Below are 18,494 nucleotides of genomic sequence, written 5' to 3'. Positions count from 1 at the left end.
GACGCAGCCGTAGCCGTCGACCGCCGAGACGCCGCCGGTGGTGTCCCCGGTCAGGACCGTGTCCAGGCCCGGAGCCACGCTCAGGACGGGCGCGCCGGCGCAACCGGGGTCGCCGCCGCGCAGGGCGGAGGAGGGGGGCAGGTCGGGGCGATCGGCGTCCCGGGGGACCCGGACGGCGAGAGGGGCGGCGGCCGCCGCCGCGGCCAGGCAGAGGACGACCGCGGCGGTCCTGGCGGTCACGGAGAAGGCTGCGCGGGTCATGGTCGGCCTCCGGGCGGGGAATCCCTGGAACATGATGGACGGCGTGGAGTTCCGCCGACACCCACACTACCTCAAGTCCGGCTCAAGTTCCCGGCCCAATTGCCGTAATTCGGCAGGCCGGTGCGGCCCTCGGCGTCCCGATCGCCGGTTGCTCTTTGGGTTTGACCCGGAATCTTGTTACACTTGGCGGAACGGTGCCCGGGCGGCGCCGGTCCGCTGTCCTTTGCGATGGGACGATGATGGTGCCGCTGAACAGCCTCTTCCGGGGGGCGACCGAGAGCACTTGGGTGCAGCTCTTCCGCTACCTGTTCGTCGGCGGGGCCGCGTTCCTGGTCGATTTCGGCTCGCTGTACGTCCTGACGGAGTTCGCCGGCCTCCACTACCTGGTTTCGGCCGGCCTGGCCTTCCTGCTGGGCCTGGGCACGAACTACGCCCTGAGCATCGCCTGGGTGTTCTCGTCCCGGAAGCTGGGCAACCGGTGGGTCGAGTTCGCGATGTTCGGGCTCATCGGCCTGATCGGTCTGGGTCTCAACGAGCTCATCATCTGGCAGTGCACCGAGTCGCTGGGATTCCACTACCTGCTCTCGAAGATGGTGGCGACGGCCGTGGTGCTGTTCTGGAATTTCTTCGCCCGCAAGTACGCCCTCTTTCGACGGGAGTCCTGACGCATGAAGCGCGCCATCATCATCGGTGCCGGACCCGCCGGTCTGACCGCCGCTTACGAGCTGCTGGACCGGACCGACGTCAAGCCGATCGTGTTCGAGGCGAGCCGCGAGATCGGCGGCATCTCCCGCACCGTCCGCTACAAGGGCAACCGCATCGACATCGGCGGCCACCGCTTCTTCTCGAAGTCCGGCCGGGTCATGGACTGGTGGCTGAACGTCATGCCCCAGCAGGGCGCGCCCTCCCGGGACGACCGCCGCCTGGGCCGGGACGTGCCCCTGGCCGTCACGTGCACGCGCCGGCCGCTCGGCTCCGCGGAGCCCGTGACCTCGCCGGCCCCCGACCCGGAGACCGCCGACGCGGTCATGCTCTCACGCTCGCGCCTCTCGCGGATCTTCTACCTGCGCAAGTTCTTCAACTACCCCATCACGCTCTCGGTGCAGACCGTGCGCAACCTCGGCATCCCGCGCATGGTCCGCATCGGCTTCAGCTACGTGTGGACCCGCCTGGCGCCGATCCGCACCGAGAAGTCCCTCGAGGACTTCTTCATCAACCGCTTCGGCCGCGAGCTCTACGCCACGTTCTTCAAGGACTACACCGAGAAGGTCTGGGGCGTGCCCTGCGACGTCATCAAGCCCGAGTGGGGCGCCCAGCGCATCAAGGGGCTCTCGATCACCAAGGCCCTGCTGCACGCCCTGCGCGGGCTCGGCGGCCGCAACCGTTCGCTGCGGCAGGAGGGCGTCGAGACCAGCCTGATCGAGCAGTTCCTCTATCCCAAGTTCGGGCCCGGGCAGATGTGGGAGGAGGTGGCGCGCCAGGTCGTCGAACACGGCGGCGAGATCCGCCTGGGCTGCCGGTGCGTCGGCATGCGCGTCGACGACGGCCGCGTCGCGGCGGTGCTGATCTGGGACGAGGCGAGCGGGGAGGTCCAGGAGCACGAGGCGGACTACGTCTTCTCCACGATGCCCGTGCAGGAGCTCGTCGCGGGTCTGCGCGGCGAGGTCCCCGCCAACGTGCGCGAGGTGGCGGCCGGCCTGAAGTACCGCGACTTCATCACGGTCGGCCTGCTGCTCGACCGTCTGCTGATCCGCAACGAGACGGGCCAGCCCACGGTCAACGACATCGTCCCGGACAACTGGATCTACATCCAGGAGCGCGACGTGCGCCTCGGCCGGCTCCAGGTCTTCAACAACTGGAGCCCGTACCTGGTCGCGGATCCCGATCTGGTCTGGATCGGCCTGGAGTACTTCTGCAACGAGGGCGACGATCTCTGGAGCATGGACGACGCGACCTTCGCCGGGTTCGCCGAGGGCGAGCTCGCGAAGATCGGCATCATCGACCGGGCCGACGTGCGCGACCGCGTCGTGATCCGCGTGCCCAAGACCTACCCGGCCTACTTCGGCACCTACGACCGGTTCCAGGAGATCCGCGACTACACCGACACCTTGGCCAACCTCTACCTGGTCGGCCGCAACGGCATGCACCGCTACAACAACCAGGATCACTCCATGATGACGGCGATGATGGCCGTCGACGACATCCGCAGCGGGGTCACGGACAAGGCCGCCATCTGGGACGTCAACGTCGAGGAAGAATACCATGAGGAAAAGTCGTCCTGACGGCGCGGCCCTCCTGGTCGCGGCCGCCTTCCTGGTCCTGGGCGTCTGGCTGGCGATCCGTTTCCAGCAGCGGATCAACCCGGACGGGATCTCCTACCTGTCGGTGGCCCAACACGTGCTCGCCGGCCGCACGACCGACGCCGTCAACGGCTACTGGGGCCCGCTGCTGTCCTGGCTGATGGTCCCGGCGTTGGCCGCCGGTGCGGCGCCCCTGGTCGCCGCGCGCCTCGTCGGCCTGGCGTCGGGCCTGCTCGCGCTCTGGGGCGCGAGGCGGCTGGCGGCGACGGCCGGCCTCGGCCGCGGCGCGACCGTCGCGCTGCTGCTGGCCCTGACCCCCGCCCTGGCCGTCGGCGCCACCGTCGCGGTGACCCCCGACCTGCTCTTCCTCGGCCTGTGGCTGCACTACCTGGCCCTGGTCCACCGTCCCGGCTTCGGATCGCAGCGCGCGGACGCGCCGGTCGCGGGACTGCTCGGGGCCCTGGGCTACCTGGCCAAGCCCTATGGCTTCTACGCGTTCGCGCTCCACTTCCTGCTCTGCTGCCTGTGGCGGCTGGCCACGGCCGCCGCGCCCGCGCGCCGGCGCGTCCTGGCGACGACGGCCGTCGGTTTCGCCGTCTTCGCGATCTGCGCCGCGCCGTGGATCGCCGCGCTGGGCGCCAAGTACGGCGGGCTGCCGATCAGCACCAGCGGGCCCTACAACCGCGCCCTCTTCGGGCCCGCTTCGCAGGGCCAGCCCCTGGAGCACCTGGGCTTCGTGCCGCCGCCGGGCGAGTTCGCCACCAGCGCCTGGGAGGACCCGACGGGCCTGCCGCTGGCGACGTGGAGCCCCTTCGACGGCGCCGCCGCCATGCGCCACCAACTGAAGCTGTCGGCGGACAACGCCCGCCGCCTGCTGCTCGCGGTCGCGCACGCCAACTACCTGGGCCTGCTGGCCCTGCCGGCCGCCGCGTTCCTCGTCGTGCGCGCCCGCCGCCGCGGGTCGTGGCTGCCGGAGGCGTACCTGATCGCGGCGATGGTCGTCTACCCCGCCGGGTACCTGCTGGTGAGGGTCGAGCCGCGCTACGTGTGGGTCTCCGTCGTCGCGGGGATCGTCGCGACGATGCTCACGGCCGAACGGCTGGCGCGCGGGCGCGGGCGGCTCGCGACGGCCGCGGTGCTCGCCGCGGCCGTGCTGGGTTGCTGGGTCGAGCCGGCGCGCACGCTGCGCGCGGGCGACGCGCAGACGCCCGTCGTCTCGGCGACCGTCGCCGCCCTGTCGGCGGACGTCGCCCCGGGCGCGCGCCTGGCGGCGGACGGCCGCTGGATCGAGAGCCTGGCCGTGGCCTACCGCCTGGGCGCGCGCTTCCACGGCGTGCGGGGCGGGCTGGACGCCGCCGCCGCCGAGCGGGGGCTTGCCGATCAGGGCGTCGAGTGGTATCTGGACTGGAGCCGGGACGGCGCGGGAGCGCCGCCGGGCCCCGGCTGGAGTCTGTTCGGACCGGCCGCCGCGCGAGGCGGGCCCCGGATCTGGCGGGCGTCCGCCGGCGTGACGCCGTGAGCGCGTTGCCACTGACCAGAGGACCGGTCCCCACTTGTTGAACCGTTCGCTCTACATCATGTCGTCCAAGCTGTTGGGCTACGGGGTGCGGCTGGTCCTGCCGTACTTCCTGGTGCGCCTGATGACCGTGGCCGACTTCGGCGCCTACCGGCAGTTCTTCCTGCTGGAAGTCTACATCGCCTCGCTCTTCCAACTCGGGCTCAACCAGGCGCTCTACTACTTCATCCCCCGCGACGAGCGCAACGCTGGCGCCTACTTCCTCAACAGCGTGCTGATGAACGTCGTGGTCTTCACGACGGCGTTCGCGGCGATCGGCGCCTTCGCCGGCCCGTTGAGCCGCTGGCTGAACATGGCGATCCTGGCGGACGCCTTCTGGCTGCTGGCCGTCCACACCGTGCTGCTGATGCTCACCTCCGCCTGCGACTGCTACCTCACCTCCCGCCAGCGGATCCGCTCGTCGGCCGTGTTCGAGATCGGCGGCCAGGTGATCGTGAGCCTGGCCACCGTCGCGGCGGCCTACGCCACGCGGCGCCTGGACGTCGTGCTGCTGGCCCTGGTCGCCGCGCGCGGCGTCCAGTTGGCCGCCATGCTCGCCTACATCCACCACCGGATGCACGGCTTCGCCGCCGAGCGCTACTTCTTCGGCCTGCGCGAGCAGATCCGCTACGGCGTGACGCTCGGCGTGGCCGGCACGCTGAGCATGATGCTCGCCCGGCTCGGCGACTTCTTCGTCAGCCGCTACTACGGGACCGAGGTCTACGCCGTCTATTCCGTGGGCTGCACCGAGATTCCCGTGATCCAGATCTTCACGCAGTCCCTCGCCATGGTGGCGCTCAGCCAGTTCGCGGCCCTGGAGCTGCAGCACGACCGGGAGGGCATCCGCCGGCTGTGGCGGAAGATCCTCACCAGCACGTACGCGGTCGCGCTCCCGACCATCGCCTTCCTGCTGCTGGTCGCCAAGCCGCTGATCGTCTTCATGTTCACCGGGACCTACGCCGACGCGGTGCCGATCTTCCAGATCAACACGCTGCTCAAGCTGCACCTGCTGTTCAACGCCACGCTCGTGCTGAGGGCCATGGACCGCAACGGCGTCTCCATCTGGGTGAACGCGGCGACGCTGCTGGCGGCGCCCTTCCTGCTGTACGCCGGCATGGCGCTGGGCGGGCTGATCGGCATCATCGCCGCCCAGGCCGTGCTGATGGTCGCCAGCCGCCTGGCGCCGATGTTCGTGGTCAACCGCATCACGGACCTGCGCCTGCCCTACGTCGTGGGCGTCGGCGAACTGGTCGGCTTCTACCGCGACGCCTGGACGAAGGCGCGGCACGTCGTCCGGTCCCGTCTGGACGCCGCGGCGGCCTCGTCGGGGAGGGGAGGGCGGTGACGATGCGCGGGAACCCGCAGCGGCCCTGGCACGTGGCCCACGTCATCGGCAGCCTGCGCACCGGCGGCGCCGAACGGCAGCTGGTGAACTACCTGCTGGCGGCCGACCGCGACGAGTTCCGGCACACCGCGGTCTGCCTGCAGGAGCGGGGCGAGCTGGCGGCGGTCGTCGAGGCGGCGGGCATCCCGGTGGTGCGGATCCCGATCCGCACGCGCCACGCCGTCGGCAGCCTGCGGCGCTTCGCCGGCTGGCTGCGGGACCAGGACGTGGCCGTCGTCCACGCGCACATGCACGACTCCGCCCTGTGGGGCCGCCTGGCCGGCCGGTGGGCGGGCGTTCCCGTCCTGATGACCACCGAGCACGGCAAGGAGCTCTGGAAGGGCCCGCTGCGCGTCGCGATCGACCACCACCTCAGCCGCTGGACGGCCCGTCACATCGCGGTCGCCCGCGACGGCATGGAGATCCGGATCCGCCGCGAGCGGTTCGATCCCGGCAAGCTGATCCTGATCCCCAACGGCGTGCCCATCCCCGCGGAGCCCGGCAACGACGCGGGTCGCCGGCGCGTCCGCGCCGAGTTCGGGCTGGCCGACGACACGCCCGTGCTGGGCACGGTCGGGCGCGTGGTCGAGGCCAAGGGCTACGAACACCTGCTGGCCGCGCTGGTCGCGCTGCGCGAAACCAGGCCGCGGCTGCGCTGGCTGGCCGTCGGCGACGGCGACCGCCGGTCGGATCTGACCGCGCGGGCCGCCGCGGCGGGACTGGGCGACGCCGTGATCTGGGCGGGCCGTCGCGACGACGTGAACGACCTGCTGGCGGCCATGGACGTCTGGGTCATGAGCAGCGTGCGCGAGGGCCTGCCGGTGGCCCTGCTGGAGGCGATGGCGGCGTGCCGCCCCATCGTCGCCACGAACGTCGGCGGCATCCCCGACGCCGTCCGCGACGGGAGCGAGGGCCTGCTGGTGCCGCCGGCGGACCCGGCGGCGCTAGCGGCCGCCATCGCGCAGCTGCTCGCGGATCCCACCCGCGCGGCCGGGCTGGCCGCGGCGGCGCGGCGCCGCGCGCAGGCCGACTACGGCATCGGGTCGGTGGCGCGCCGCATCGAGGACGTCTACCGGCAGGAACTCCTCAAGACGACGAAAGGCCGTGCCGGCTCATGAGCGCCTCCCGCCTGCCCGTGGTCATGTACCACTCCGTCGGCCGTCCCGATCCGGACTGGGTCTGGGGCGAGCTCGCCTGCCCCCTGCCGCTGTTCCGGCGGCAGCTCGAGCGGTTCGTCGCCCTGGGCTACCGCCCCGCCTCGCTCGACGAGGTCCACGAGTCGCAGGCGGCCGGCGCGGCGCCGCGCGACCGCCGGGTCGCGCTGACCTTCGACGACGGCTACCTCGACAACTGGACGTACGTCTACCCGCTCCTGAAGCGGGCCGGCTGGCGCGGTCTCGTCTACGTCAACCCGGAGTTCGTCGACCCCGGCGAGCAGCCGCGGCCCAACCTGGAGGACGTCTGGGCCGGCCGCTGCGCGGAAGCGGACCTGCCGACCAGGGGCTTCCTGAACTGGGCGGAGATCGGGATCCTGTCCCGCAGCGGCGTGCTGGAGATCGGGAGCCACTCGATGTCCCACACCTGGCACCCGACCGGCCCCGAGATCGCGGACTTCCACCGGCCCGGCCTGTCCACGCCCTGGCTGGCCTGGAACGCCCGTCCGGAGCGCAAGCCCTTCTACCTCGTCGAGGACCAGAGCGGCTACGTCCCGTGGGGCGCGCCCGTCTGGCGCAGCGGGCGGTCCCTGGGCATCCGCCGCTTCCTGCCCGATCCCGACGTCGCGGCGGCCACGACCGCCCACGTCGCCGCCCACGGCGGCGCGTCCTTCTTCGCCGCCGAAGGCTGGGAGGCGCGGTTGCGGGACGTCGCCCGCGAAGCCGACGGGGGCAGAGGGGTGTTCGAGTCGGATCGCGAGATGATCGAGAGGTACGAGTTCGAGATCGGGGAGGCCTCGCGCCTCATCGGCGCGCGGCTGGGGAAGCCCGTGTCCCACTTCTGCTGGCCCGGCGGCGCCTACTGCGACGAGTCCTGGCGGGTGGCTGCCGCCGCGGGGTTCCGGACGATCACGGTCAAGCCGGGCGATCTCGGCCGCTGGCACGACCCCGACCCCCGCTTCATCCGGCGGCTCTCGGACCACCGGCGGTATTCCCTGTTCGGCCGGCAGCGCCGCACCGGCGACGCGGGCCTGCTGACCGCGGCCTGCGACGATCAGCTCGGCAGGACCGCGGCGAGGTCCCGGCTGAGGCTGCGCAAGCTGCTCGACGCGGCCGGGCTCATCCGTTCGGGCGACTGAAGGGCGAGACCTCCGAGATCGCGAACCGGTACTTCCCGGAGGCGGCGACCGGGATCTCGTCGCGCATGACGATCTCCACCTGCACGTCGCCGAGCAGCTCGCGGAACCTGGCCGTCAGGCCCCTCGCCGACTCCTCGCTCCATTGCGGCCCCGGCACGACGCGCAGTTCGACGCGCTCGCGGCTCCCCTGGTAGATCTGCAGCTGGTGGATGCCGGTGACTCCCGCCGTCCAGAAGGTCGGCCCGGGGCAGGCGTAGACCTGCCCGTTGAGCCCCACGATCAGCTCGGACACGCGCCCCTCGACGCGGGCGATCAGGGGCAGGCCGCGCCCGCAGCGGCAGCGCTCGTCGGTGGCGATCGCGAGATCGCCCGTGCGGTAGCGGATGAACGGCATGGCGAAGTTGTCCAGGTCGGTCACCGTGATCTCTCCGCGTTCGCCGGGAGTGCAGGGCGATCCGTCGGCGCGGAGCACCTCGACGTGGACGCGGTCGGCGAAGACGTGGAAGCCGGCGGCCTCCTCGCACTGCTGGGCGACCGGCGCGAATTCCCGGGAGCCGTAGCGGTTCGACACGCGGCAGCCGAACTGGGCTTCGATGATCCCCCGCTGCTCGTCGCTCAGCGACTCCGCCGAGGAGATGATGCCCCGCGGGTGCACGCCCGCGATCCCCCGCCGGCTCATCGTGGCCGCCAGGAAGGTCAGGGCCGAGGCGTACCCGACCAGCAGCCGCGGCCGGTAGCTCTGGAGCCGGCGGATGAAACCGTCCACCGTGGCCTCGTCCATCGTGAAGGCGTTCAGGGTGATCGAGCGGTGCAGCAGCTCGTTGGCGAGGCGGTTGCGGGCGGTCTCGGTGGCGCTCACGTCGCCGCGGTGGCCCCACAGCAGGGCCTGGCGGTCGCCGATCTCCCAGCCGGCCCAGGTCCGGCCGAGCATGTCGCAGGCGCGCCTGATCTCGCGCGAGCGCGCGTCGGTGTAGAACTTGAACAGGATCCCCGACGAACCGCCGGTCGACGAGGCCAGCCGGTCTTCGGGACCCGCCTCGTCCGAGAGGAACGAGGCCTGCTCGGCGGTCATGACCAGCTTGTCGACCAGCGGGAATTCGTCCAGGCGGGCGGCGCCGAGGTCCCGGTAACGGGGCACGTGGCGGACGGCGTGGCGCAGCAGGGCCGCGAGCTTGCGGTCGTGCAGCTCCCGCAGCGCGGACTCGTCCAGCCACTGGATGTCGGACATCTCCCGGAAGCGGCGCCAGCGCTCGCGGCGCAACGTGGACAGGACGGCCAGGGTAGGCAGGTGCGGCATGGGCGGGTCTCCGTGATTAGGGGCGGCGTCGCAGGGCGTCCTGGTAGACGTCGATCGTGAGCCGGGCCGTGTTCTCCAGGCTGATCGCGCGGACCTTGTCGCGGCCGTTCGTCGGCCGGCCGAAGTCCAGCGCGGAACCGAGCTTGTCCGCGACGTCCTGCGGCGCGCGCGCGCAGAGGAAGCAGCCGTCGACCCCCGCGATCCTCTCGGCGACGTCGCCGACGTCCACCGCGACGAGGGGCAGGTTGACGGCCAGGGCCTCCTTGATCACGCAGGGCGAGGCCTCGTGGTCGGAGGTCAGCACCAGGACGTCGGCGGCGTTCATGTACAGCGGGACGTGCTCGTGGGGGACCTTGAAGACCGGGAGCAGCTCCACGTCGCGACCTGCCGCGGCGAGGATCCCGACCGCCGCCGCGGCGACGTCGTACCGCTTGCAGCGGTTGTCCGGGTTGGCGACGAACAGGACGTACCGGCGGTCCGGGTCCAGCCCCAGCTCCCGGCGGGCTTCCTCCCGCGGCCGCGGCGCGAACAGGTCCATGTCCACGCCCATCGGGACCAGGGCCGCCTTCCAGAGGCGGTTGCGGAGCACTTCGGCGACGATGATGCGCCGGGTGACCACGAACCCGAGCGCCTTGCCGAGCAGGACCTTCAGCTTGCCGCCGAAGGTGTACCCGCCGTCCGGCCCGACCTCGCCCAGCAGATCGCTGCCGTGATACGTCAGGACGATCGGGCAGCGGAACTGCATGCGGGCCGGCAGGCCGACCAGACCGTAGTGGGCGTGGACGAGGTCGAACTTGTCGCCCTGCAGCCGCCGGCGCAGCGCGAGGCCGGCGCGCACGTAGTTCCGGAACGAGCGGGCGCCGTCGAAGTCCATGACCTCCACGTCGATGCCCGCCCGGATCAGCGAGTCCACCTGTTCCTTCACGAACGTGCCGGCGGCGGGCCTTTCGGCCGTCGGGTACATCGCGGTCAGCACCAGGACGCGCATGCCGGGTTCCTCAGATCGTGCGGCTGCCGGGAGGGCAGCCGTCGGACGGGACGGCGACGCCGGTGACGTCGGCGAGCAGGGTTGCCCAGGCCGCCATCACCGTGTCGAGCGAGTAGCGATCGGCCACGGCGGGGGCGGCTTGAGCCAATCGCGCCCTGAGGTTCCCGTCGGCGATCAGCCGGGCCAGGGCCGCGGCCATGGCGCGCGGGTCCTCCGGCGGGACCAGGAGGCCGTCGACCTCCGGCGTGACGATGTCCGACGGCCCGCTGGGGCAGTCCGTCGAGACGACGGGCAGGCCGGCGGCCATGGCCTCGCAGAGCGCGTTGGGGAAGCCCTCGCTGCGGGACGACATCAGGAAGATCCCGGCCTGCCGCAGCCAGGGTCGGGGATCGGGGACCTGCCCCGGCAGCTGGACCCGCTCGCCGAGGCCGAGTTCGCCGCGCAGGCTCTCGAGCGCCGGACGTTCCGGCCCCTCGCCCAGGATCACCAGGCGCCAGGCGTCGCAGGCGGGCGGCAGCAGCGCCATGGCCCTCAGCGCCAGGTCGAACCCCTTCTGGGGGTACAGGCGTCCCACGCACAGGATCGTCGGGCGGTCGGCGGCCGGCAACGGCGCCGGCCCGTCGGCCTGGACCAGCACCGGGTTGGGGATCACCCGGACCCGGCCGGGCGCCAGGTGTTCGAACAGGGCGGCGGCGGTGGGCGTCTGGGCCACGAGACGGGCGGCGCGGCGGTAGGAGAGGCGCCGCAGGAGCGACCAGACGGGCCCGATCTCGATGATCCGGGGGTCCAGCCGCTCCGAGACGATCACGGGGCAGGCCAGGCCGCGGCAGGCGGCCAGGGTCAGGATGTTGGTGTAGTTCAGGAAGCTGACGACGGCGTCGGGCCCGCTCTCGCGGATCGCCCGGCGCAGGGAGCGCACGACGGCCGCCTGCTTCCAGGGACCCGTGGCCCGCGGATCGACGGAACGCCGGCGGACCCGCGGCGAGAGCCGGTAGTGGGGCTCGCGGCCGGCGTCGTGGGTCGTGAACAGGTCGACCTCGTGGCCGCGCTCGGCCCAGGCGTCGGCGAGCGTGCCCATCACGCGCTCGGCGCCGCCGGCGTCGAGCGAGGAGATCACCAGGTTCAGCCGCATGACGGGATCCTCGGCGCGGTTCCGTGTGCAGGCGGTCGGGGACGGGGCGAGCGACGCGGTCGGCGCCCCCGTTTCCGGAACGCCGGATCGGGAAGCGCGGCGGACGATAGCAGGGCGGGACCGTGCCCGCAACATCGTTTCGATTGGGGAGTTGCTGCACCGGCCGTGCTTGACGCGACCGCTGCGGCTCCACATACTCCACGCTCCCCGCACTCGGAGGTGGGCGCGTGACTCGGGTGTCCATGATCGTCCTGTCCCAGTATCCCGGCGACCCGCGGGTCCGGCGCGAAGCCGAGGCGCTGGCCAGGCACGGCATCGGGGTCGACATCATCTGCTACCGCAATCCGGACCAGGAGGCGGTCGAGTCGTACGGCCTGGTGACCGCCCACCGGATCATGACCGTCCGCGACAAGACCAGCATCCTGCGCTACCTGCTGTTCTCCCAGGGCTTCGGCCTGGCCGCCTTCCTGAAGCTGGAGTCCCTCGCGCGACGCCACCGCCCCGCCCTGGTCCAGATCCACAACATGCCCGACCAGCTCGTCTTCGCCGCCGCGCTGCAGCGCCTGCGGGGCGTGCCGGTGGTCCTGGACCTGCACGACCTCATGGTGGAACTCTTCGAGTCCAAGTGGCACGGCGCGCGGGCGCGGCTGCTGCTGCCGGTCGTGAAGCTCGTCGAGGGGCTGTCCTGCCGCTTCGCGAACCGGCTGATCACCACGAGCGAGGGCTTCCGCAAGCAGCTGCTGTCGCGGGGGATCCCCGACGACAAGGTGACCCTGGTGCTCAACGCCGCCGACAACCACATCTTCTACCGTCCGGCGGACGGCGTCATGGAACGGCAGGCCCGCGACGGCGCGGCGCTGACGCACCCGCGGCTGGTCTACCACGGGACCGTCGCGCACCGCTTCGGGATCCACGTCCTGATCGAGGCCGTCGCGCTGCTGCGGGAGCGCGGCCTGCATCCCGAACTCAGGATCCACGGGAAGTACGACGCCAACTACCGGCCCGTCCTGGAGCGTCTGATCGCCGACCGCGGCCTGGGCGATTCCGTCCTGCTGGGCGCGTACCTCACGCACGAGGAGATCCGGGAACTGCTCTACCGCATGGACATCGGCGTCGTCCCCTACCTGCGGGACTCCTTCATGGACCTGGCCCTGTCCACCAAGTCGTTCGAGTACATCGCCGTGGGGCTGCCCGTGGTCGCCTCGCGGGTGGATTCGATGACGGCGCTCTTCTCCGACCGCAGCCTGCGGTACAGCGAGCCCGGCAACGCGGCCGACCTCGCCGACCAGATCCGGCGTCTCTGCGACGCCCCCGCGGAGCGGGTGGAACTCAGCCGGCACGCGGACCTGGAGTACGCCGGGATCGCCTGGCCGGCGATGGAGGCGCGGTACGTGTCGCTGATCCGCAGCCTGATGCCCCCCGCTTGAGGTCCGACGCCATTGTTGACGTTACGCGCGATTATATGATATTATGATCGTCTTACTTGATCACTTCCACAGGGGGTCTCGATGGGGCGCACGATCCTGACCGTTCTCGCTCTGATCGCCGCGACGTCCGCGTTCGCGCCGGCGCCGGCCCGGGCCCTGGGCAACTGGGACGGCCACGACTTCGCCTTCTGCTTCGTGACCGACGACGGGACGAAGTGCAACCTGGCCTGGGCCGACACGGCCCGCGTCATGGATTTCCGCTTCACCATCGCCGTCAACGTGCACAGCGGCGTCCTGAGCCCGACCAAGCTGAGCCGGCAGGAGATCCACGACCTCGGCGCGGACGGGTTCGAGATCGCCCAGCACGGCGCCTCGCACGGCCAGGCGGGGCTCACCCCCGCCTGCACCAGCCCTCCGCGCGGCTCGTGGATGGGCTACTTCCTCTGCGGCGAGCCCAGCGAGGCCGCGCGCATGACCTCGTTGATGACCGAGATCGAGCGCGACACCATCGCCGGCAACTGCGACCTGCCCGCCTCCAGCGTCCGGGTCTGCGCCTACCCGGCCCACCGCCACGGCAAGGCGCTGATCGACTCGCTCATCGCGGAAGGCTTCATCGGCGCGCGCACGGGCGGGCTCTGGGACTACGTCAACAACAGCTACGGTGACTTCAACTTCATGGCCAGCAACAGCTGGAACGGCGGCATCAGCCTGTACCGGATCCCGCTGGCCAACACGGACTCCTACTTCTTCGGCAACCACAGCGCGGTGCCGCCGGTCCACAAGACCTACGAGGCCTTCCGCACCGCCGCCCAGGCCACCATGAACGAGTTCCGGGCCTCCGAGGGCATCTGCGTGGTGTACACGCACCACCTCGGCGACGACAACGACACCTACGGCAACATCAACTACGGCAGCGGCGGGATCACCAAGCAGGACCTCGCCTGGCTGATCGACCTGGTCCGGGAAAACAACGGGAAGATCATGACCCTCGGCGACGCCGTCGCCTACTACCGCGAGCGTTCGCACGCCATGGACGTCAACGGCGACCTCGTCTGGATGCCCGGCACCACCGGCGTGGACGTGGCCGGCCCGGCGGCCCGCGTCAACCTGACGGCCCACCCGAACCCCTTCAACCCGCGCACGGTCGTGTCCTTCGACCTGGCGACGCGGGGGCGGGCGCGGGTCGCGATCCACGACATGCGGGGCCGCCTGGTTGCCACGCTGGTCGACGACGTGCTGGACGCCGGACGCCGCTCCCTGGAGTGGGACGGCCGTGACGACGCCGGGGAGCACGTCGCCGCCGGCAGCTACCTGGTGCGGGTGCGCGCCGGCGCCGCGGTCGAGTCGCGCACGATCTCCCTCGTCAAATGAGGGCGACGCCCGTTCCGGAACAGTCGCGGAACGGGAGCGTCGCCGCAGGGCGGGTCGGTGCCGCGGTTGACATTCGAAACATGTCCAATTACACTGATTAAGCCCTTCTGCAGCCGCTGCCGGTTGACGGTTCCCTGTTCCGGAGGATCTCGGACGGTTTTTGCTAAAGACTCCGCGCATCCGAGCCGATTGCGCTCCGTGGGTTCCTAGGTGACGACCGTCGAAGCGGTTCCGGCCCTGCCGGCCCGCCGTGACATCCGAGAATCAATCCCGAGCGAACGGGCGGCCATGAGCACGATCCACCAGGCATTCAAGAAGAAGACCTCGGGGAGCCCGGATTTCGCGGCGGAACTGACCGCCATGGACCGGGTGAGCCTGTTCCCGGTGCCCGACGGCCAGCAGCGCGCCGAGTTCATCCACCTGGCGAACATGCTGCTGGACTTCAAACCCGCGAACCGGGGCGCCGTGATCGCCTTCGCCTCGTCGGTCTCCGGCGAGGGGGCGAGCTTCGTCTCGTACAACACGGCCCGCCAGCTCGCCCACGTCATGAACCGCTCGGTGGCCTGGGTCGACGCGAACTTCCACTCGCCGCAGCGCAAGCTGGCGGTCCTGGGGGACGTCACCCTGGCGGAGATGCTGCGGGAGCCCGAGCGCTTCGCCCACCTGCCCGGCGGCGTCAACCTGACCCTGGTGCCCGCGGGGCTGGACCTCGACGGCTGCGCCAGCGACCTGGCCTCGGAGCGTTCCCCGGCCCTGCTGAAGCTCTTTTCCCAGAAGTTCGACTTTACGGTGCTGGACTGCCCGCCTATCCTCGGCTCGGTCGAGACCGAACTGCTCGCCGCCAGGGCCGACGGCCTGGTCGCGGTCGTCGAACGCCGGCGGCTCAAGCGGGAGATCATCCGTTCGGGTCTGGAGCACCTGGCCTCGAAGCGGGTGAACGTCCTGGGCACCGTCTTCAACCGCCGCTCGTACGAGCTGCCCAAGCTCATCTACGACCGGCTGTGACCGGCAGGGACGCCCGGTCGCCGCGACTCACGGAGGGGCGCGCGCCATGTACCTCGTGAACCATCGCCATCCCGTCCGGGCGCGGCTCGCCGCCTGGGCGCTCGCGTGCGCCGCTCTGCTGGCGGTCGCCGGCTGCGCCGGTTCGCCGCGCCAGGTGGTGCGCCGGGAACTCCTCTGCGAATTCACGCCCGAACAGCGCACGGCGATCGAGAGCGCCGAGTCGGCGCCCTACCGCCTGCAGCGCGGCGACCTGTTCGCCGTCGAGACGCTCGTGGACGAAGAGCTGCGCCAGGACAGCATCATCGTGCTGCCCGACGGGTCGGCGTCGTTCGCCGACCTGGGCAACGTGGTGGTCGAGGGCCGGACCATCGCCGAGGTCGAGCAGACGCTCAACGAGGCCTACAGCCGCAACTACCGCGACGTCGCCCTGAGCGTGGTGCTGAAGAAGGTCGCGGCGCGGCAGGTCTACGTCCTGGGCGAGGTGCGCAACCCGGGCCTGTACGACGTGACCGGGCGCGGCATCGGCATCATGGGCGCCATCGCCCAGGCGGGCGGCTTCTCGGACTGGGCCGGCCACGCCTCGGTGGTCGTGATGAGGCTGACCGCGGACGGGTACTTCGTCCGCGAGCTCGACCTGACGGCGCTGCGCAAGGGTTCGGAGTTCGACGCGGCGGCGGTGGACCTCCAGCCCTACGACATCGTCTACGTCAACCGCTCCAAGATCGGCGATTTCGCCGCCTTCTCCAAGAACGTCATGACGTCGCTGGTGCAGTACTCCCGCTTCATCCTGGACGCGCGGCAGATCGAAGACCCGGAGATCTACAGGAGGTAGCCGGATGGCGGAATTTCCCGGAATTCCCGTCGGCGGCCGCGGCCAGTCGCTGGGCCTGCGCGATGCCGTCTTCGTGATCTTCCGGCGCCGGCTCGTGATCGCCGCGGTCGCGCTGCCGATCATCCTGATCGCCTCGCTGGGCCTGTTCAAGAACACCGGTTCCTACGTCGCGGCCTGCCAGATGCTGCTGGACCTCCAGGCCCCCGAGGCCCCCCGCTGGAACACGCGCGCCTTCGTCGACTACGACCGCTCCCTGAGCACCTACATGCACATGGCGATGAGCGTGCCGGTGGCGCAGCTGGCCGCCGCCAGCCTGCAGGACTCGCTCGAGGTCATCGAGAAGCTCGAGGGCGGCGCCCTCGCGCATCTGGCGAACGCCCACGCCCTGTCCGGCTACCTGGCCGACCACCTCGACGTGGCGCCGATCGGCGAGTCCAGCATCCTGGACTTCCGCTTCGGCTCCCCCAGCACGCGGTTCTCGCTGATGGCCGTCGCCGCCTGCCGGGACGCGTTCATGGCCTACAGCATCAACGCGACCAAGAACATGCACGCCCTGGAGTACTACGACGAGCAGGTGCGGATCGTCCGGGACGAGGTCGACGGCATGCTGAGCCGCCGCGCCGCGATCGTCGAGCAGGCCGGCTTCGGCATCGTGGAGACCGACCTGAAGGCCGAGTCGGGCCACCTCACCGAGATGCGCGATTCGCTGTTCAAGAACCAGATCAACGCCAGCTTCCTCGAGGCGAAGGTGCGGGCGATGCGCCGGGCCTTCGAGACCGACCCCGACTACTACCCCATGCCCGACAAGGGGGACCAGGCCAGCATCCTGGTCGGCGTCAAGGACCAGGTCGAGAGCCTCCGCGCCGATCTGAACTCGATGCTCAGCCGGTACACCGAGGACCACATCCTGGTGCAGCGCACCCGGGAGCGCCTCGACAAGGCCCGGGAGGTCCTCCACCACGAGGTCGACGCCTACATCGCGAGCTACGAGATGGAACTGGAGGCGCTCCTCACCCAGGCCGCGACCATGGAGCGGGAGATCCGGTCGAGCGAGACGCTGATGTCCGGCTTCCCCGAGCTCGAGCGCCAGATCAGCCTCATCGACAACGAGGTGATGGCGAAGATGGCGCTCCTGAAGGACCTCCAGCTCAAACGCGGCGAGGTCCAGCTCAACGAGGGCGCCGACGAGCGCATCACGGCCATGGTCAAGCTGACCGATCCCGAGATCGAGGTCGTCATCACCGAGGCCCGCAAGTTCGTGTACTTCGCCCTGGTGTCGCTCTTCGGGATCATCTTCGCCATCGTGGTCGGCTTCATCGTCGACTTCCAGGACCACCGGCTCTACTCGCCCGACCGGATCGAGGCGCAACTGGGCGTGCCCGTGCTGGGGGCTGTCTCGGACGAGAGGACCGGCGGGTCGGTGCCATGAGCGCCCCGCCCGCGTACGCCTTCTCGGCGCGTTCCGTGCCCACCCGCCGCCGGACCGGCCTCGTCTCGATCCTGCTCGCGCTCCTGATCACCGGCATCAGCTACTTCGTGTACCAGCGCCTGGGCCTGCTGGGGCTCGTCTTCGTCAGCGGCGCCCTGGCCCTGGGCAGCATCTTCGCGGCGATCTCGGCGAAGTTCCTGGCGATCCCCGTCATGATCTGGTTCGTCTCCCTGATGGGGTTCCGCACGTTCTTCATGCTCCGCACGCCGGGGCTGCCGGACATTTCCATCGATCGCGCCCTGCTGCTCTGGATCCTCCTGGTGTTCCTGATCAGGTCCACGCTCGCCGGCAAGGTGCGGCAGCGGGTCGAGCCTCTCGACGGGCTGCTGATCGTCCACGCGCTCTACCTGCTGGTCTCGCTGCTGATGCGCAAGTCCTTCGGCATGAACGCCTGGACGCAGAGCTACCTGATGGGCTATTCCGCCTATTTCGTCGCCAAGTACGTCGTGGCCGGCCGGTGGACCTGGATCCAGTGGCTGTTCCTGCTGCTGACCGGCCTGAACCTCTACCACGGCGTGACGGGCATCGCGGAGCATTTCCACATCGACGCGCTCATCTGGCCCAAGACGATCCTGGACCAGGACATCAACCGCTCCTTCGCCTCGCGATCGAGCGGCGTCTTCATGCAGCCCGGCGTGTTCGGCACCATGATGGGCATGCAGCTGCCCTTCCACATCTACCACATGCGCGTCGTCCGCAACCCCTACGTGCGGGCCCTGCTCTACGCCTCATTCCCCGTCGTCCTGCTCGGCTTCTATTTCTGCTACACGCGCGGCTCCTGGATCGCGGGACTCGTGGCGCTGCTGACGGTCGGCATCGTGGGCCGCCGCCAGTACCTGCCCCTGGTGGGGCGGCTCGTGCTGATCGGCGTGGTGGTGCTCGGCACCGGCCTGATCAACCTGCAGAAGGACGAGTTCTTCAACGAGCGCATGGGCACCGAACGGACCATCACCGGCCGCATCGGCACGCTCGGCCGCGCCTACCGCGTCTTCATCGCCAACCCCCTGTTCGGCTGCGGCTTCTTCCGCTACAACGAGGTCAAGGCGGAGTACATGGGCACCATGGAGGTGCCGATCTACGGCGTCATCAAGCGCACGCACGACGTCGAGTCCACGCTGCACGACATGTACATCGGCGCCCTCGCCGAGGAGGGGCTCGTC

General features: G+C 70.6%; 16 protein-coding genes. 12 read left to right on the top strand and 4 right to left on the bottom strand.

Going from position 1 to position 18,494, the window contains the following annotated elements; genetic code table 11:
* Window positions 1-261 (bottom strand): hypothetical protein (locus Q7W29_08530; protein MDO9171863.1); only part of this gene is annotated, 261 nt, incomplete at its 3' end.
* A 236-nt stretch (window positions 262-497) separates the two neighbouring features.
* Here Q7W29_08530 and Q7W29_08525 point away from each other — a divergent pair.
* Genes Q7W29_08525 through Q7W29_08500 form a run of 6 tightly spaced genes read left to right on the top strand, consistent with a single transcriptional unit; the run spans window position 498 to window position 7,793 of the window.
* On the top strand, window positions 498-926 hold the full coding sequence (locus Q7W29_08525) for a GtrA family protein (protein ID MDO9171862.1): 429 nt from the start codon (window positions 498-500) through the stop codon (window positions 924-926).
* Window positions 927-929: 3 nt separating this feature from the next.
* Window positions 930-2,543 (top strand): NAD(P)/FAD-dependent oxidoreductase, encoded by a 1,614-nt coding sequence (locus Q7W29_08520; protein MDO9171861.1) that lies wholly within the window; start codon window positions 930-932, stop codon window positions 2,541-2,543.
* Window positions 2,524-4,080 (top strand): hypothetical protein, encoded by a 1,557-nt coding sequence (locus Q7W29_08515; GenBank protein ID MDO9171860.1) that lies wholly within the window; start codon window positions 2,524-2,526, stop codon window positions 4,078-4,080. Before Q7W29_08520 ends, Q7W29_08515 begins: the two co-directional genes overlap by 20 nt.
* Before the next feature lie 34 nt (window positions 4,081-4,114).
* Window positions 4,115-5,461 (top strand): oligosaccharide flippase family protein, encoded by a 1,347-nt coding sequence (locus Q7W29_08510; protein ID MDO9171859.1) that lies wholly within the window; start codon window positions 4,115-4,117, stop codon window positions 5,459-5,461.
* Window positions 5,462-5,463: 2 nt separating this feature from the next.
* Complete coding sequence (locus Q7W29_08505; GenBank protein ID MDO9171858.1) at window positions 5,464-6,618, top strand: glycosyltransferase; 1,155 nt, start codon at window positions 5,464-5,466, stop codon at window positions 6,616-6,618.
* Entirely contained in the window at window positions 6,615-7,793 is a 1,179-nt protein-coding gene (locus Q7W29_08500; GenBank protein ID MDO9171857.1) for a polysaccharide deacetylase family protein, read from the top strand. Before Q7W29_08505 ends, Q7W29_08500 begins: the two co-directional genes overlap by 4 nt.
* On the opposite strand, the gene Q7W29_08495 is transcribed toward Q7W29_08500, so the two are convergent.
* From Q7W29_08495 to Q7W29_08485, 3 genes are read right to left on the bottom strand one after another with little or no spacing between them, the layout of a single operon-like run.
* Complete coding sequence (locus tag Q7W29_08495; GenBank protein MDO9171856.1) at window positions 7,774-9,090, bottom strand: hypothetical protein; 1,317 nt, start codon at window positions 9,088-9,090, stop codon at window positions 7,774-7,776. The genes Q7W29_08500 and Q7W29_08495 overlap by 20 nt on opposite strands.
* Window positions 9,091-9,106: 16 nt before the next feature.
* Window positions 9,107-10,078 (bottom strand): glycosyltransferase, encoded by a 972-nt coding sequence (locus tag Q7W29_08490; protein ID MDO9171855.1) that lies wholly within the window; start codon window positions 10,076-10,078, stop codon window positions 9,107-9,109.
* 10 nt (window positions 10,079-10,088) lie between these two features.
* Entirely contained in the window at window positions 10,089-11,210 is a 1,122-nt protein-coding gene (locus Q7W29_08485; GenBank protein MDO9171854.1) for a glycosyltransferase family 4 protein, read from the bottom strand.
* A gap of 227 nt (window positions 11,211-11,437) precedes the next feature.
* Between Q7W29_08485 and Q7W29_08480 the strand changes: the two genes are divergently transcribed.
* The 6 genes from Q7W29_08480 to Q7W29_08455 all read left to right on the top strand — a co-directional run.
* Window positions 11,438-12,637: a glycosyltransferase family 4 protein gene (locus Q7W29_08480; protein MDO9171853.1), complete on the top strand. Its 1,200-nt coding sequence runs from the start codon at window positions 11,438-11,440 to the stop codon at window positions 12,635-12,637.
* 81 nt (window positions 12,638-12,718) lie between these two features.
* On the top strand, window positions 12,719-14,008 hold the full coding sequence (locus Q7W29_08475) for a FlgD immunoglobulin-like domain containing protein (protein ID MDO9171852.1): 1,290 nt from the start codon (window positions 12,719-12,721) through the stop codon (window positions 14,006-14,008).
* Window positions 14,009-14,296: 288 nt separating this feature from the next.
* On the top strand, window positions 14,297-15,013 hold the full coding sequence (locus Q7W29_08470; GenBank protein ID MDO9171851.1) for a hypothetical protein: 717 nt from the start codon (window positions 14,297-14,299) through the stop codon (window positions 15,011-15,013).
* A gap of 46 nt (window positions 15,014-15,059) precedes the next feature.
* Window positions 15,060-15,845 carry an SLBB domain-containing protein gene (locus tag Q7W29_08465; GenBank protein MDO9171850.1) on the top strand — a complete coding sequence of 262 codons (786 nt, stop codon included), beginning with the start codon at window positions 15,060-15,062 and terminating at the stop codon, window positions 15,843-15,845.
* Between the two features lie 4 nt (window positions 15,846-15,849).
* Complete coding sequence (locus Q7W29_08460; protein ID MDO9171849.1) at window positions 15,850-17,274, top strand: hypothetical protein; 1,425 nt, start codon at window positions 15,850-15,852, stop codon at window positions 17,272-17,274.
* A partial coding sequence (locus Q7W29_08455) for an O-antigen ligase family protein (protein MDO9171848.1) occupies window positions 17,271-18,494 on the top strand: 1,224 nt, incomplete at its 3' end. The genes Q7W29_08460 and Q7W29_08455, both read left to right, overlap by 4 nt.

Source organism: bacterium, from assembly GCA_030654305.1.
Taxonomy (GTDB): Bacteria; Krumholzibacteriota; Krumholzibacteriia; order LZORAL124-64-63; family LZORAL124-64-63; genus PNOJ01.
This window is presented reverse-complemented; position numbering and strand designations above follow the sequence as displayed.